Origin of the sequence: Arenimonas sp., assembly GCF_035312645.1 — a bacterium.
GTDB lineage: Bacteria > Pseudomonadota > Gammaproteobacteria > Xanthomonadales > Xanthomonadaceae > Arenimonas.
Window position 1 is genome coordinate 26030 of sequence record NZ_DATGBO010000103.1, and the last position, 16357, is coordinate 42386.

General features: G+C 64.3%; 14 protein-coding genes. 12 read left to right on the plus strand and 2 right to left on the minus strand.

The window, feature by feature from the left end:
- The first annotated feature begins 2 nt into the window (after window positions 1-2).
- The 12 genes from hisC (at window position 3) to VKM35_RS09625 (ending at window position 12577) form a co-directional block, all read left to right on the plus strand.
- Window positions 3-1139, plus strand: coding sequence for a histidinol-phosphate transaminase (gene hisC, locus VKM35_RS09570; protein ID WP_324320789.1), 1137 nt, complete (start codon window positions 3-5; stop codon window positions 1137-1139).
- Window positions 1136-2440, plus strand: a complete 1305-nt coding sequence (aroA, locus tag VKM35_RS09575) for a 3-phosphoshikimate 1-carboxyvinyltransferase (protein WP_324320790.1) — start codon at window positions 1136-1138, stop codon at window positions 2438-2440. Before hisC ends, aroA begins: the two co-directional genes overlap by 4 nt.
- A gap of 22 nt (window positions 2441-2462) precedes the next feature.
- Complete coding sequence (gene cmk / locus VKM35_RS09580; protein ID WP_324320791.1) at window positions 2463-3149, plus strand: (d)CMP kinase; 687 nt, start codon at window positions 2463-2465, stop codon at window positions 3147-3149.
- Window positions 3150-3269: 120 nt separating this feature from the next.
- Window positions 3270-4988: a 30S ribosomal protein S1 gene (rpsA, locus tag VKM35_RS09585; RefSeq protein WP_324320792.1), complete on the plus strand. Its 1719-nt coding sequence runs from the start codon at window positions 3270-3272 to the stop codon at window positions 4986-4988.
- A gap of 120 nt (window positions 4989-5108) precedes the next feature.
- Window positions 5109-5408 (plus strand): integration host factor subunit beta, encoded by a 300-nt coding sequence (locus VKM35_RS09590; RefSeq protein WP_324320793.1) that lies wholly within the window; start codon window positions 5109-5111, stop codon window positions 5406-5408.
- A gap of 76 nt (window positions 5409-5484) precedes the next feature.
- Window positions 5485-5772, plus strand: a complete 288-nt coding sequence (locus VKM35_RS09595) for a lipopolysaccharide assembly protein LapA domain-containing protein (protein ID WP_324320794.1) — start codon at window positions 5485-5487, stop codon at window positions 5770-5772.
- Window positions 5763-6941 carry a lipopolysaccharide assembly protein LapB gene (gene lapB, locus VKM35_RS09600; protein WP_324320795.1) on the plus strand — a complete coding sequence of 393 codons (1179 nt, stop codon included), beginning with the start codon at window positions 5763-5765 and terminating at the stop codon, window positions 6939-6941. The genes VKM35_RS09595 and lapB overlap by 10 nt, the downstream gene beginning before the upstream one ends.
- Window positions 6941-7960: a lipopolysaccharide biosynthesis protein gene (locus VKM35_RS09605; RefSeq protein WP_324320796.1), complete on the plus strand. Its 1020-nt coding sequence runs from the start codon at window positions 6941-6943 to the stop codon at window positions 7958-7960. Before lapB ends, VKM35_RS09605 begins: the two co-directional genes overlap by 1 nt.
- Window positions 7957-9825, plus strand: a complete 1869-nt coding sequence (locus VKM35_RS09610) for a nucleoside-diphosphate sugar epimerase/dehydratase (RefSeq protein WP_324320797.1) — start codon at window positions 7957-7959, stop codon at window positions 9823-9825. Before VKM35_RS09605 ends, VKM35_RS09610 begins: the two co-directional genes overlap by 4 nt.
- Window positions 9822-10700 (plus strand): UTP--glucose-1-phosphate uridylyltransferase GalU, encoded by an 879-nt coding sequence (gene galU / locus VKM35_RS09615; protein WP_324320798.1) that lies wholly within the window; start codon window positions 9822-9824, stop codon window positions 10698-10700. Before VKM35_RS09610 ends, galU begins: the two co-directional genes overlap by 4 nt.
- Before the next feature lie 63 nt (window positions 10701-10763).
- Window positions 10764-12041, plus strand: coding sequence for an FAD-binding oxidoreductase (locus tag VKM35_RS09620; RefSeq protein ID WP_324320799.1), 1278 nt, complete (start codon window positions 10764-10766; stop codon window positions 12039-12041).
- Between the two features lie 143 nt (window positions 12042-12184).
- Window positions 12185-12577: a hypothetical protein gene (locus tag VKM35_RS09625; protein WP_324320800.1), complete on the plus strand. Its 393-nt coding sequence runs from the start codon at window positions 12185-12187 to the stop codon at window positions 12575-12577.
- A 99-nt stretch (window positions 12578-12676) separates the two neighbouring features.
- On the opposite strand, the gene VKM35_RS09630 is transcribed toward VKM35_RS09625, so the two are convergent.
- Together VKM35_RS09630 and VKM35_RS09635 are read right to left on the minus strand one after the other, a co-directional pair.
- The gene (locus VKM35_RS09630) at window positions 12677-13873 is read right to left on the minus strand and encodes an acetyl-CoA C-acyltransferase (protein WP_324320801.1); all 1197 of its coding nucleotides are present in this window, start codon (window positions 13871-13873) and stop codon (window positions 12677-12679) included.
- Between the two features lie 110 nt (window positions 13874-13983).
- Complete coding sequence (locus VKM35_RS09635; RefSeq protein ID WP_324320802.1) at window positions 13984-16353, minus strand: 3-hydroxyacyl-CoA dehydrogenase/enoyl-CoA hydratase family protein; 2370 nt, start codon at window positions 16351-16353, stop codon at window positions 13984-13986.
- Window positions 16354-16357 lie beyond the last annotated feature (4 nt).

Here is a 16357-nt window from a genome sequence, read left to right on the forward strand (position 1 = left end):
CCATGACGACGTCCTTGCCGCCGGTGCCGGACTTCAACGCGCTGGCGCAGGCCGGTATCCGTAAGCTGCGCGCCTACGATCCCGGCCACGACCTGGTGGCGCTGCGGCGCGAACATGCGAACGGCTTCCTGGTCGAACTCGGTTCCAACGAGAACAGCCACGGCCCGAGTCCACGTGCACGGGCCGCCGTGCTGGACACGATCAACCAGTTGCATCGCTATCCCGATCCGCTGGGGGGCGACCTGAAGCTGGCGTTGGCCTCGTATCACGGCCTCGATACCGTGCAGATACTGCTGGGCAACGGCTCGCACGAACTGCTGATGATGCTCGCGCAGGTCTTCGCAGGGCCCGGTTCCGAGGTCGTGGCATCGCAGTACGGGTTCGCGGTTTATGCGCTCGCGGCGCAATCGGCCGGCGCCGAGTTGCGTCTTGCTCCGGCGCTCGCGAAGGACACCACGATGTCGCGCGGCCACGACCTCGAAGCGATGATCGCGCAGATCACGCCGATGACACGGCTCGTCTATCTGGCCAACCCAAACAACCCGACCGGAACCTGGTTCGGCAGCGCCGATCTCGAAAGTTTCCTGGTGCGGGTTCCGCACGAGGTGCTGGTGGTCGTCGACGAGGCCTACCTGGAGTTTGTCACTGATCCGGCGTTGGTTTCGGCCTTGCTTTTGTTGGAGCGCTTCCCGAACCTGATCGTCGCCCGCACGTTTTCGAAAGGCTATGCGCTGGCCGGTTTGCGCGTCGGCTTCATCGCGGCGCATCCGGAATTGATCGCTGTAATGGAGCGGGTGCGCGAGTCGTTCAATGTCAATTTGCCTGGACTGGCCGCGGCGCAGGCGGCGCTCTACGACCAGGATCACCTCGACTGGGTGCGCGATCACAACGCCGATGCGCGCGTGGAGCTGGCGCGCTTGCTGCGCGAGCGCGGCCTGTTCGTGCCAGATTCGCAGACCAATTTCCTGCTCGTGGATTTCGGTCGTGAGGCAGCGCCGATCGAGAAGGCTCTGGTGGCGCGCGGCGTCGTGCTGCGACCGATGGTTGGCTACGGTCTGCCGACCTGCCTGCGCATTACCGTCGGCAATCGCGATGAAAACCGCCGCCTGCTGCAGGTGCTCGACGAGGTGTTGGCGTGAGTCTGGGTTGGCGCGCAGCGGCGGGCACGCCCCTGCGCGGCGAAATTTCCGTCCCCGGCGACAAATCGATTTCGCATCGCGCGATCATGCTGGCAGCCATCGCGGAAGGTAGGTCGCGGATTTCCGGCTTCCTGGAAGGCGAGGACACGCGGGCGACGGCGCGCATATTTGCCCAGCTCGGCGTACGCATCGAAGCGCCGGAAGCCAGCGAACGCATCGTCCATGGCGTCGGCTTGCACGGCTTGCGCGGCTGCTCCGAGTCGCTGGATTGCGGCAATGCCGGCACCGGCATGCGTCTCCTCACGGGCCTGCTGGCCGGGCAGGGCTTCGCCAGCGTGCTGGTTGGCGACGCGTCGCTATCCAAGCGACCCATGAGTCGGGTGATCGAGCCGCTGCGGCAGATGGGGGCGCAACTGACATCGACTGACGGCGGGTTGCCGCCAATCAGGATTGACATTAATAAAGATCTGCAAGGTATTGATTGTAAAACAAAGGTGGCAAGCGCTCAGGTGAAGTCAGCGATTCTGCTGGCGGGCCTGTATGCCCATGGCGAAACCCGCGTCATCGAGCCGCATCCGACCCGCGATTACACCGAGCGGATGCTGCGCGCCTTCGGCTGGCCGATCGAATTTGCACCGGGCCAGGTGCGCTTGAGCGGCGGACATCGTCTCCGCGCCACCGATGTTTCGGTGCCAGCGGATTTTTCCTCGGCGGCATTTTTCCTGGTCGCGGCATCGGTGATTCCGGGTTCGGACTTGCTGCTGCGCCGGGTAGGCATGAATCCCCGGCGCACCGGACTGCTCGCCGCGCTTCGACTGATGGGCGCGGATATAACCGAGGAAAACCCGGACGAGCAGGGCGGGGAAGCGGTCGCGAACTTGCGTGTACGTCACGCCCAGTTGCGGGGCATTGCTGTACCCGAGGCCCTGGTGCCGGACATGATCGATGAGTTTCCTGCGCTTTTTGTCGCCGCTGCGGTCGCCGAAGGTCGCACAACGATTTCCGGTGCGGCAGAGCTGCGGGTCAAGGAGTCCGACCGGATCGCGGTGATGGCGATCGCGTTGCGGGCAATGGGTGCGGCGATCACGGAAACGCCGGACGGCGCGGTGATCGATGGGGGCAGCCTGTGCGGCGCCGATACCGACAGCCACGGCGACCACCGCATCGCGATGAGCCTGGCGGTCGCGGCGCAGTGCGCCAGCGGCGAGACCTGCATCGGCGATTGCGAAAACGTCGCGACTTCGTTCCCGGGATTCGTCGAACTCGCGCGCTCGATCGGGTTCGAGCTTCTGGCTGGCTGAGGCCTTCGGTTAGACTTCGACCATGCCCGCGACCATCCCCGTCCTCACCATCGATGGCCCCTCGGGCTCAGGCAAAGGCACCATCAGCCGCGCGGTAGCCGACCGTCTGGGCTGGCACTACCTCGATTCCGGGGCGATCTACCGAGCCGTCGGCCTTGCCGCTGCCTGGGAAAACGTCGACCTCAGCGACCCGGAATCGGTGGCCGCCTGCGCCGCCCGCACGGAAATCCACTTCGAAACCGACGATTCCGGCGAGCCGCGGGTGATCGTCAATGGCAAGGATGCGACCCATCAATTGCGCATGGAAACCGCCGGTGCGGCGGCTTCGGCGATCGCCGCGCACCCGCCGGTGCGGGCCGCCCTGCTGGATCTGCAGAAGCGTTTCCGGCAGGCGCCGGGACTGGTGGCGGACGGCCGCGACATGGGGACGGTCATTTTCCCCGATGCCGGCTACAAGGTGTTCTTGACTGCCAGCGCCGCCGAAAGAGCCAAAAGACGCTATAAGCAGTTGAAAGAAAAAGGGGTTTCCGTTAATCTTGACAGTCTGCTGCACGAAATCGCCGCTCGCGACGAGCGTGATGCCGGACGTGCCGTGGCGCCCCTGAAGCCCGCAGAAGATGCGGTCGTATTGGACTCCACCGGCATGCCGATCACCGAGGTGATCGAACGTGTGCTCGCGGTGCTGCCGGATTCCCTGCGGCGCCGCTAGCGCCGTCGCCATCGCACCGCCCTCCAACCGGCGGCGATTCCCCAGGCAGAAAACCCCCGCACCAGACGGTGCGGGACAACCCAACGCGCATCTGCGCACAACAGGTGGGCCCGGCAACGAATGTCGGCAACCCGTGTGTTCAACCGAGATATAACAATGACCGAATCATTTGCAGAACTGTTTGAACAGAGCCAGATCGGCTTCGCCAAGCTCAAGCCCGGCGCCATCGTTTCCGGCGTGGTGGTGGAAATTCGCTCCGACGTGGTTGTCATCAACGCCGGTCTGAAGTCCGAAGGCATCGTTCCGATCGAACAGTTCCGTAGCGAGCAGGGTGAACTGGAAGTCGCCGTTGGCGACACCGTCAAGGTCGCCCTCGAATCCATGGAAAACGGCTTCGGCGAAACCGTCCTGTCCCGCGAGAAAGCCAAGCGCGCGATGGTCTGGGACGAGCTGGAAACCTCCATGGAAGCCGGCGAAATCGTCACCGGCCGCATCAGCGGCAAGGTCAAGGGCGGTTTCACCGTCGACATCCGCGACGTTCGCGCGTTCCTGCCGGGTTCCCTGGTGGATGTGCGTCCCGTGCGCGACCCGGGTTACCTGGAAGGCAAGGAACTCGAGTTCAAGATCATCAAGCTCGATCGCAAGCGCAACAACGTCGTCGTTTCCCGCCGTGCAGTTGTCGAGAGCGAAAACAGCGTCGAGCGCGAGCAGATGCTCGAGCGCCTGCAGGAAGGCGCGATCGTCACCGGCGTCGTCAAGAACCTCACCGATTACGGCGCGTTCGTCGACCTCGGCGGTATCGATGGCCTGCTGCACATCACCGACATGGCCTGGAAGCGCGTGCGCCATCCGTCCGAAGTCGTCAACGTCGGCGAAGAACTGCAGGTCCGCGTGCTCAAGTACGACCGCGAGCGCAACCGCGTCAGCCTCGGCCTCAAGCAGCTCGGTGAAGATCCCTGGGACAACATCGCCCGTCGTTACCCGACCGGCGCGCGTCTGGTCGGCAAGGTCTCCAACGTCACCGATTACGGCGCGTTCGTCGAGATCGAGCCGGGCGTGGAAGGCCTGGTGCACGTGTCCGAGATGGACTGGACCAACAAAAACGTCAACCCGTCCAAGGTCGTCCAGCTGGGCGACGAAGTCGAAGTGATGGTTCTGGACGTCGACGCCGAGCGTCGCCGCATCTCGCTGGGCATCAAGCAGTGCGCGTCCAATCCGTGGGAAGCGTTCGCCGCCATCTTCAAGAAGGGCGACAAGGTTTCCGGCCAGATCAAGTCGATCACCGACTTCGGCATCTTCATCGGCCTGGACGGCGGTATCGATGGCCTGGTGCACCTGTCCGACATCAGCTGGAACACCACCGGCGAAGACGTGGTCCGCAACTACAAGAAGGGCGACACGCTGGAAGCCGTTGTCCTGGCCGTGGATCCGGAGCGCGAGCGCATCTCGCTGGGCGTCAAGCAGCTTGAGCAGGATCCGATCGGCACCATGATGGCCACCACCCAGAAGGGCGCCATCGTCACCGGCACCGTGAAGGAAGTGGATGCCAAGGGCGCCACGATCGAGCTCGAAGGCGGCATCGAAGGCTATGTGAAGGCCAACGACATCGCCAAGGAGCGCGTCGAGGACGCGACGCAGTACCTGAAGGTCGGCGACAGCGTTGAAGCGAAGTACATCGGCATGGACCGCAAGGGCCGCGTCATGCAGCTGTCGATCCGCGCCAAGGACGAGGCCGAAGTGGCCGAGTCGATGGCCGAGGTCAACAAGGCTGCCGACGCTTCCAGCGGCACCACCAAGCTCGGCGCGTTGCTGCGCGAGCAGCTCAACAAGAGCGAGTAAGCGTCAATCGCGGCCCGGGTTCGCCCGGGCCGCGATGTTTTGTCTTGAATGCAGCGACGGCCATGAAGGCATGACCGTCGCCATCGCACTGCCAATCCAGCGTTCGAGAGATCGCAATACATGACGAAGTCGGAACTCATCGAGATACTTTCGCGTCGCCAGGCCCATCTGAAGGCCGACGACGTGGACCTGGCGGTCAAGACCCTGCTGGAAATGATGAGCAATGCCCTCACCGATGGTGACCGCATCGAAATCCGCGGCTTCGGCAGCTTCTCCCTGCATTTCCGTCCGCCGCGCCTGGGTCGCAATCCCAAGACCGGCGATTCCGTGGCCCTGCCCGGAAAGTACGTGCCGCACTTCAAGCCCGGCAAAGAGTTGCGCGACCGCGTCAATGGCGGCAAGGATCCGGTCGGGGATTGATCCCGCCGCGTGTCAGGGCTGAGCAAGTCGCCGGCAAACGGCTAAACTCCCGTCACCCTCTCAGACTGGCCGTTCGATGCGTCTGATCAAAGCCCTGTTCGCCCTGTTGTTCATCGCTTTCGGCGTGATTTTCGGTGCGCTCAACAAGCAGACCGTGCACGTAGACCTGTGGCTGCGCAGCTTTGATGTGCGCCTGGGTCTGATTCTCCTGACTGTTCTTCTGGCCGGCGCGTTGATCGGTGGCCTGGTGGTGACCGCGGGTGTGGTCTGGCCGTTGCGGCGACGCTTGCACAAGACCGGCGGCACGGGCTCTGGACCGGATATCCAGGAGCTGGGCGAAGACAAGGATGCGTCATGGCAATAATGACCAATGCGGCCTGGTTGCTGCTGATTCCCGCAGCAGCGGCTGGCGGCTGGCTTGCCGGCCGGCGTGGTGGCGAGATCAAGGGCGGTGCGCGCGTATCGCGACTGTCCAACACTTATTTCCGTGGTTTGAATTACCTGCTCAACGAACAGCAGGACAAGGCGATCGAGATCTTTTTGCAGATCGCTGAAGTCGATAAGGACACCGTCGAGACCCAATTCGCGCTCGGCCATCTGTTCCGTCGACGCGGCGAAGTCGACCGTGCGATCCGGCTGCATCAAAGCCTGGTCGCGCGCAACGGTCTGAGCGAAGAACAAAAAACGCGCGCCGTGCTCGCGCTCGGCGAGGACTACATGCGCGCCGGCCTGCTCGATCGTGCCGAGACGCTGTTCACCGATCTCGTGCAGATGGGCGTGCACGCGCCGCAGGCGCTGCGCCAGTTGATCGCGATCTATCAGGCCGAGCGCGACTGGGACAAGGCGATCGAACACGCCACGCGCTACGAACAGACCTCCGGCGAACCGATGGGCCGGGTGATCGCGCATTTCCATTGCGAACTCGCCGACAAGGCGCGTCTGGAAAACCAAGGCGACATCGCCCGCGAGCAGATCGGCCTGGCGTACTCGGCCGACAGCAACAGCGTGCGCGCCGGCGTGATCGAAGGCCGGCTGGAGCTTGCGGAAGGCAACGACGCGGCGGCGATCCGCGCGTTCGAGCGCGTCGCCCGCCACGACATCGAATTCCTCCCGGAAATCCTCGCGCCGTTGCTGGCCTGCTACGAAAAACGCGGCGAAACCGCGCGCGCCCGCGGCTTTCTGCAGGAAACCATCGAGCACTATCCCGGCGTGTCGCCGGTGCTGGCGCTCGCACAACTGATCCAGCGCGACGAGGGCATCGATGCGGCGCAAGCCTTCCTGTCGCGGCAGCTGCAGCAGCGTCCGTCGGTGCGCGGCGAAGCGGCTCTTATCGATCTGAGTCTGGAAAATCCCGGCGACGATCCTGGTGAATCGCTGCGCGTGATCAAGCAGATCACCGATCAGCTGGTCGTACGCACCACAAGTTATCGCTGCCAACGCTGCGGTTTCGGCGCGCGCGCGCACCACTGGCAGTGCCCCAGCTGCAAGCACTGGGGCAGCATCAAGCCGCTGTTGAACGCGGCAGGCGATTGATGAGCGCAAGCCTGGCGTTTGCCCTGATCCTGATGGTGGCGGCGGCGATCCTTTCTGCGCTCGCCTGCATGGGCTGGATGCGTTTCGCGCATGCGCGCGGCCTGTTCGACGTCCCCGGTGGCCGGCGCGTGCATTCGCAGATCACGCCGCGCGGCGGTGGCATCGGTATCGCGCTGGTACTGTTGCTGCTGACGATCATCCTCGCCTTGCAGGCATCACCGCTGGCATCGGCCTGGTGTGGATTGGCGATCGGCATCGTGCTGCTGACCGTGCTCGGGCTGGTCGACGATCTGCGCTCGCTTTCGGCACTGCCGAAATTCTGCCTGCAATGGCTGGCGGCGTTGGCGATGCTGATCCCGCTGCTCCGGCAAATGCCGATGCCCATGCTCGTCTTGATTCTCCTGCCGGCTAGCCTTGTCACGGTCGCGGTGATCAATGTCTGGAATTTCATGGACGGCAGCCACGGTCTGGTGACAGTGCAGGGTGCGCTGATCGCGCTCGCGGTGGCTTTCGTGCCCGGGCAGGACATGGACCTGCGCTTCGCTGCTTTCGTGCTGGCGGGTGCCTGCCTGGGATTCCTCCCTTTCAACTTTCCGAACGCGCGGGTTTTTCTTGGCGATATCGGCAGTCACGTGCTGGCGGGCGGGGTGGTCGGCCTGTTGTTGATCAGCCTGCATCTGCACACGCTGACCATCGCTCAAGCGCTGATGATTTCTTCGGTAATGCTGATCGATGCCGGCGTGACCTTGCTGCGTCGCGCCTGTTCGGGGCGGGTGCTGTGGCAGGCGCATCGTGAGCATCTATATCAATTCGCGGTGCGTTGCGGCCGCGCGCCGTGGCAGGTTTGCCTGGCTTACGGAACAGCGACCGCGCTCGCGATCGGCATCGCGCTCGCGCTCAGCGCTGCCACGATGCTGGCGCAATGCATCGCGACGCTGCTGCTGTTCGCAACCGGCGTGATCGCACACGCCGGCCTTCGGCGGCGATTGCTGCAACGTCGTCGGCGGAGCGCGGCATGACGCGCGCGACCTGGATGTTGGCGATGGCGCCGCGGCTGCTGGTATTGCTGCACGACCTGCTCGTCGTCGCGCTGACCTGGGTCGGGCTGCGTTGGCTGGCCAGCGTCGCCGGTGCGCCCGATGCGCCGGGGCTCATCACCGAATTGATCGTGGTGATCGCGGCACAGGGCCTGATGCTCTGGGCCGTCGGTCTGTATCGCGGCGTCTGGCGTTTCGCGAGCCTGCCCGACCTCGCCAATCTCGCCCGTGCCGCATTGCTTGGCCTGGCGCTGATCATCCTGGTGTTCTGGCTGTTGGGCATGCTGCCGGATATCCCACGCCGCGTGCTGTTGCCGTATGTGATCGTGCTGGTGTTCCTGCTCGGCGCCCCGCGCCTGCTTTACCGACTTTGGAAAGACCAGCGCATGGCTGCGCGGCATTCCGATGCGACCCGGGTCGTGGTGCTGGGCGCCGGCCGTGCCGCGGAAATGTTGTTGCGTGATTTCCGCAGCGACGGCCGTTATTTGCCTGTCGGCCTGCTCGACGACAGCCCGGACCTGATCGGCCGGAAAGTGCAGGGCGTACCGGTTTTGCGTCGCATCGACGACGTCGCCGAAGTCGCGCGCGAAACCGCGGCGCAGATGCTGGTGATCGCCATGCCCGGCGCTACACCTTTGCAGATGCGGCGTGTGGTGAATCTTTGCGAGACCACCGGCCTGCCATTCCGGAAAGTGCCGCGTCTTTCCGACATGCTCGATTCCGCGCCGGGACAATTGCGCTTGAACGAGGTCGCGATCGAGGACCTGCTCGGCCGCGATCCGGTGAAGTTCGACTGGGAAGGCGTACGCGCAAGCGTCGGCGGAAAATCGGTGCTGATCACCGGCGCAGGCGGCTCGATCGGCTCGGAACTGGCGCGGCAATGCGCGCGTGCCGGTGCCGCGCGATTGATTCTGCTGGAACGCGCCGAGTTGCCGTTGCTGCTGGTCAGCGAAGGTTTGGCCAACGATTTTCCGCAGGTTCCCATCGAACTGATGCTTGCCGATTGCGGCGATGCGGTCGCCTGCCGGCGTGCGCTGCGCCAGCGTCCCGATTTCGTCTATCACGCCGCCGCCAACAAGCAGGTGCCGTTGCTCGAAGGCCAGATCCGCGAAGGCCTGCGCAACAATGTCGCCGCCACCGACGTGCTCGCATCGACCTGTCGCGATGCCGGCGTCGGCAATTTCGTGTTGATCTCGACCGATAAGGCCGTCGATCCGATCAACGTGCTCGGCGCCAGCAAGCGTTTCGCCGAGTTGATCGTGCAAGCCTGTTTCGCCGGGTCGGCGACGCGCTTGTCGATCGTGCGTTTCGGCAACGTGCTCGATTCCGCCGGCAGCGTGGTGCCGCTATTCCGTCGCCAGATCGCCGAGGGCGGTCCGGTGACGGTGACGCATCCGGAAATCACCCGTTACTTCATGACCATTCCCGAAGCCTGCCAGTTGATCCTGCAGACCGCGGCGTTGCCGGAATCGGCAGCAGCGATCTATACGCTGGACATGGGCCGGCCGGTGGCGATCCGCGAGCTCGCCGAACAGATGATCCTGCTTACCGGCAAACGTGCCGGCGACGACATTCGCATTGAATACATCGGCCTGCGCCCCGGCGAGAAATTGCATGAGCGTCTGTTCGCCGCCGGCGAACGCCACGACCGAACGATCAACCCGCTGATCCTGCGCGCGCAGCCGCGCCAGGCATCGGAGCCACAGGTGACCGCCTTGCTCACGCGACTGCTGGCGGCGCTTGCCGAAGACGCCAGCGACGACGCTCTCTCGGCCCTGCTGTGCGAAGCGGTCCCCGAGTACACTCCCGCGACGATTACCCCCAGCGATGGCGACGCAAGCGCATGACTTTCCGCATCCGAAAAGCCGTATTCCCCGTCGCCGGTCTCGGCACGCGTTTCCTGCCGGCCACCAAGACCGTGCCCAAGGAAATGTTGCCGGTCGTGGACAAGCCGCTGATTCAGTACGCGGTCGATGAAGCGATCGAGGCCGGTTGCGACACGCTGGTGTTCGTCACCAATCGCTACAAACATTCGGTCGCCGATTATTTCGACAAGGCCTACGAGCTTGAACAGAAGCTCGAGAAAGCCGGCAAATCGGAATTGCTGGCGCTGATCCGCGACGTGTTGCCGCGTAACGTGCGCGCCGTTTTCGTCACCCAGGCCGAAGCCCTCGGTCTCGGCCATGCCGTGCTCTGCGCCAAGCCGGTGATTGGCGATGAGCCCTTTGCCGTGCTGCTTCCCGACGATCTGATCTGGAACCGCGGCCCCGGCGCGCTCAAGCAGATGGCCGATCTCGCCGAGCGTGAGCAGGCCAGTGTGATCGCCGTGCAGGATGTCCCGCGCGAACAGACCGGCAGTTACGGCATCGTCGCGACGCAGGATTTCAGCGGCCGGCATGGGCTGATTTCCGCGATCGTCGAGAAACCGAAACCGGAAGTCGCGCCGAGCAATCTCGCGGTGGTGGGTCGTTACGTCCTGAGCGGAAAAATTTTCGATTTGCTGGAGAAAACCCGTCCCGGTGCCGGCGGTGAAATCCAACTCACCGACGGCATCGCCGCGTTGATGAAACAGGAGCGAGCGCTGGCATATCGTTTCGAAGGCCGGCGTTTCGACTGCGGCAGCCGGATCGGTCTGATCGAGGCGACCATCCAGTACGCGCTCGACCATGACGATCTTGCCGACGCCGCCCGCGCCTATATGCGCGCCGCGCTCGAGCGCTGAAGCGGGCAGGGCGAAGCGATCCGATCGCTTTTCCAGCCGACGACAAACGACTGCGAATCCAGCATGGAATCGAGCAACTACTACCGCACAACGGCAGCGACGGATGTTTCTTTTCCTGCGCTCAGCGGCAAGCGCACCGCGAAAGTCTGCGTGATCGGCGGCGGCTTTGCCGGGCTCAACACCGCGCTCGGCCTGGCCGAACGCGGCGTCCGCGACGTCGTCGTGCTGGAAGCACAGCAGATCGCGTTCGGCGCTTCCGGACGCAATGGCGGTTTTGTTTTCGCGGGGTTTTCGCGTGGGCCGGAAAGCCTGCTCAAGGATCTCGGCGCGCAGCGCGCCAGGAATCTCTATTCGGGCACGACCGATGCCGTTGACCTGATCCGCCGCCGCATCGACCAATACCGGATCGACTGCCAGCACACCGATGCCGGCGTGTATTGGGCGAACTGGTTTCGCGATCCGGCGGTGCTGCGTGATTTCCAGCGCATGCTCAAGGATGGCTTCGGCAACGAGTGGCAGTTCGTGCCGGCCGCGGAACTGCGCGAATTGATTCGCAGCGATCGCTACAGCGATGGCCTGTTCGAACGAAATGCCATGCACTTCCATCCGCTGAACTATGCATTGGGCATCGCCCAAGCGGCCGCCGCGCAAGGCGTCAGCCTGCACGAGCGCTCGCCGGCGACCGCGCTCGTGCGCTCCGGTGCGGGTTGGCGCGTGCGTACGCCGGAAGGCGAGGTCGAGGCCGAGCAAGTAGTGCTGGCCTGCGGCGGCTATCTCGCCGGTCTGCGCGCGGATGTCGATGCCGGCGTGCTGCCGATTGCCACCTATGTGATGGTTACCGAGCCGCTGCGCGAGCGCATGGACGAGGTCCTGCGCACCCGCGCGGCGATCTACGACACGCGTTTCGCCTTCGACTACTACCGCCCGCTGCCCGATTCGCGGCTGCTCTGGGGCGGTCGCATCTCGGTGCTCGATCGCTCGCCGGCGGCGGTGAAGCGTCTGCTTTATCGCGACCTGATGAAAGTGTTTCCGCAGCTGGAAGGTGTGCGCATCGAATCGGCCTGGTCGGGTTTGATGAGTTATGCGCGCCACGAAATGCCGCAGATCGGCCGGATCGACGACGGCCTTTGGCTGGGCCAGGCCTTCGGCGGTCACGGCGTCGCACCGACGACATTCGCGGGCGAAGTGCTCGCCGCGGCGATTGCCGAGGGCGATCCGCGCTGGCGGGAATTTTCCAGCTATGGGTTGGTGTCGGCGCTGAAACCAGCGGGATTTGCCGGCGCGCAGCTCAGCTATTGGTGGCTGCAGGCGAAGGATGGTTGGAAGGCACGCTGGGGCTGAGACCGGGAAGAGAGGCGCCACCGGCGTAATCGTCGCTGCGCATTACCAGAATTTAATCCGAGGTAGCGGCAATCGGTAACCTGGCGCGCGGCAGTCTGTGCCTGCCCCGGCGTTGGTCGGGCACCAATCCCAGGAGAATACCCATGCGTCGACTCACTCTCTCGCTCGCCACTGCCTTGATGTTCATGGCTTTCGGCGCCAGCGCCGCCACCCCGCAGGCTGCGGCTCCCGCCACGGCCGCCAAGCCGGCGGTTGCTGCCAAGCCCGTCGCCAAGGCAGCTACCGCACCTGCCGCCAAACCGGCTACCGCCGCCGCGACGGCTGCCAAGCCGGCAACTGCCGCTGCTCCGGCTGCGAAGCCGGCCGCTGCTGCCGCTCCGGCTGCCACCACCACTGCCGCTGCCCCGGCTGCCAAGCCGGCGGGTTCGTCGGCGCGCTGCCACGACGCGAAGGGCAAGTTCGTTGCCTGCGCGAAGAAGCCGGCTGCCACGCGTTGCCGCGATGCCAAGGGCAAGTTCATCGCCTGCGCCAAGTAATCCGGGCGTTGTTGCAAAAGAAAATGGGCAGCTCAGGCTGCCCGTTTTTTTGTTTCCGCAATATGGAAGGATCGCGACTTGCGTCGCTCCTACCAAAAATTACAAAGCTTCGAAGATGCCGGCGGCGCCCATGCCGGTGCCGATGCACATCGTCACCATGCCGTACTTGAGTTTGCGGCGTTGCAGGGCGTGCGTCAGCGTGGCGACACGGACAGCACCGGTCGCGCCCAACGGATGGCCGAGCGCGATCGCGCCACCGAGCGGATTGACCTTCGAGGCATCGAGACCGAGGTCGCGGATCACCGCCAGCGCCTGCGCGGCGAACGCTTCATTGAGCTCGATCCAGTCGATCTGATCCTTCGTCAGCCCGGCCTGTTTGAGCGCTTTCGGAATCGCTTCCTTCGGGCCGATGCCCATGATCTCGGGTTTTACGCCGGCCACCGAAAAGCCGACGAAACGCGCCAGCGGCGTCAGCCCGTAATCCTTGATCGCCTGCGCCGAGGCCAGCATCACCGCGCCGGCGCCGTCGGACATCTGCGAGCTGTTGCCGGCCGTGACACTGCCGCCATTGCGGAACACAGGACGCAACTTGGCGAGCCCTTCAAGGCTGGTATCGGCGCGCGGGCCTTCGTCGTTCTGCACCAGCAACTCGCGGATCGCGACGGTATTGCCGCCCAGCACGGGCTGGCGAGCGATCACGTTGTAGGGCGAAATCTCCGAGGTGAATTCGCCACCGGCGACCGCAGCGAGAGCTTTCTGGTGCGAGGCGAGGGCGAAGGCGTCCTGGTCCTCGCGCGAGACTTTCCATTGCTCGGCGACTTTTTCGGCGGTGATGCCCATGCCATAGGCGATGGCGATGTTGTCGTCCTTGAACACGCTCGGGGTCATCGCGACCTTGTTGCCCATCATCGGCACCATGCTCATCGATTCGACGCCGCCAGCGATCATCAGGTCGGCCTCGCCGAGACGGATGCGGTCGGCGGCCAGCGCGACGGCCTGCAGACCGGACGAGCAGAAACGGTTGATGGTCTGCGCCGCGATGCTGTCGGGCAGCCCGGCCAGCAGCGCGCCGATGCGTGCGACATTCATGCCTTGCTCGCCTTCGGGCATCGCGCAGCCGACGATGATGTCGTCGATGCGGCGGGTGTCGATTCCGGGCGACTGCGCGACGACCGAGCGCAGCACGTGCGCGAGCAGATCGGCGGGATGGGCGTTACGGAACACGCCGCGCGGCGCCTTGCCGACCGGCGTGCGGGTGGCGGCGACGATGTAGGCTTCTTGAACTTGCTTGGTCATGGTGGATTCTCTGAATTCGTTTGCGTGATGGGTGAGCGGTGATTGGTGATTGGTGAACGGATCGAGTCGGGATGCTCCCCCACTCACCGCTCACTGCTGACCGCTCACCATCAGTTGCGCAGCGGCTTGCCGTTCTTGAGCATGTACGCGATGCGTTCCTGGGTCTTGGGCATCTGCGCGAGGGCGACGAAGTGTTCGCGCTCGAGCTTGAGCAGCCATTCTTCGTCGACCAGCGAACCGCGATCGATGTCGCCGCCGCAGAGCACGGTGGCGATGCGCGTGGACACTTCCATGTCGTGTTCGGAAATGAAGCGACCCTCGAGCATGTTCACCAGCATCATCTTGAAGGTTGCGATGCCGACATCGCCGGCAACCGGAATTTGTTTCGGCGGCAGCATCGGGCGATAACCCGATTCGGCCAGCGCCTTGGCCTGCTGCTTGGCGACATGCAGCAATTCGTACTGGTTGAACACCACGAGGTCGCTGTCGCGCGCCAGCTTGAGCTCCTTCGCTTCGAGCGCTGAGGCCGAGACCTTGCCCATCGCGACGGCTTCAAAATACGGCTTGAGGCCGGCGAAGACATCGCCACCCGGGCCGGCAGCGAGGCCGACGCGCGTCGCGATTTCCTTGAGACCGCCACCCGCCGGCAACAGGCCGACGCCGGCCTCAACCAGGCCGACATAACTTTCCAGTGCCAGCACGCTGCGCGCCGAATGCATCTGGAATTCGCAACCGCCGCCGAGTGCGAGACCGCGAACCGCTGCGACCACCGGTACCAGCGAGTACTTGATGCGCTGGCTGGTGGCTTGGAAGTTGGCGACCATCGCCTCGAACTCGGCGATCTTGCCCGCGGCCAGAGATGCCATCGCACCCGAGAGATCGGCGCCGGCGGAGAACGGCTCCTTGGTCTGCCAGATCACCAGCCCCTGAAAATTCTTTTCGGCAGCATCGATCGCCTGCTGAATGCCGGCGAGCACGCCATCGCTGACGGTATTCATCTTGGTCTTGAAGCTGAGCACCGCGATGCCGTCGCCGTCGTGCCACATGCGCACCGCGTCGGTCTCGAACACCGTCTCGCCCTGCGCGAACACTTCGCCCAGTACCGGGTCCGGGAAGCGCTGGCGCTGATAGACCGGATTGCTCGAGCGCGGCACCAGTGCCTTGCGACCGGGGCTGAAACTGCCTGCGGCCTCATGTACGCCGGTGCGGCCGTCGGTCACCCAGGCGGGCAGGGCGGCATTGCTCATCGTCTTGCCTGCGGCGATATCGTCGGCGATCCACCCGGCAACCTGCTGCCAGCCAGCGGCCTGCCAAGTCTCGAACGGCCCCAGGTTCCAGCCGTAGCCCCAGCGGATCGCGAAGTCGACATCGCGGGCGGTGTCGGCGATCGATTCCAGATGAAAGGCGCTGTAATGGAACAGGTCTCGGAAGCACGACCAGAGGAATTGCGCCTGCGGATGCGCGGAGGCGCGCAGCTTGGCGAATTTCTCCGCGGGATTTTTGATCTTCAGGATCTCGACGACTTCTGCGGCGGCTTCGCCCGTGGCAGGGCGATAATCCTGCGCCTTGAGGTCGAGGACGACGATGTCCTTGCCGCGCTTCTGGAAAATGCCGGCGCCGGTTTTCTGGCCGAGCGCGCCCTTGGCGATCAGCGCCTGCAGCCAGTCGGGCGCCAGGAAATATTGTTTCCAGGGATCATCCGGCAAGGTGTCGGCCATCGTCTTGATGACGTGGGCCATGGTGTCCAGGCCAACCACGTCGGAGGTGCGGTAGGTCGCCGACTTCGGGCGCCCGACCAGCGGACCGGTCAGCGCGTCGACTTCATCGAAGCCAAGGCCGAAGGCGGCGGTGTGGTGCAGGGTCGAAAGGATGGAGAACACGCCGATACGGTTGCCGATGAAATTCGGCGTGTCCTTGGCATAGACCACGCCTTTGCCCAGGGTGGTGACCAGGAATGACTCGAGGCCCTCGAGGACGGCGGCATCGGTGTTCTTGCAGGGAATCAGCTCGGCCAGATGCATGTAGCGCGGCGGATTGAAGAAGTGGACGCCGCAGAATCGATGGTGAAGTGATTCATCAAGAACTTCCGCCAAAGCATTGATTGATAAGCCAGAAGTGTTGGATGCGAGCACTGCATTCGGGGCCACGAAGGGCAGGATCTTGGCGTAGAGGTCTTTCTTCCAGTCCAGACGTTCGGCGATCGCCTCGATGATCAGGTCGCAGCCCTTGAGCAACTCGAGATGCTGGTCGTAGTTGGCGGCAGTGATCGCGGCGGCCTTGTCCTTGCCCGCCAGCGGCGCCGGGGACAACTTGCCTAGGTTGGCGATGGCCTTGGTGACGATGCCGTTCTTGTCGCCGTCCTTGGCGGGAAGATCGAACAGGATCGTGTCGACATTGGCGTTGACGAGGTGGGCGGCGATCTGCGCGCCCATCACGCCGGCGCCGAGGACGGCCACCTTGCGGATGCGGAGTTGCGACATGGTG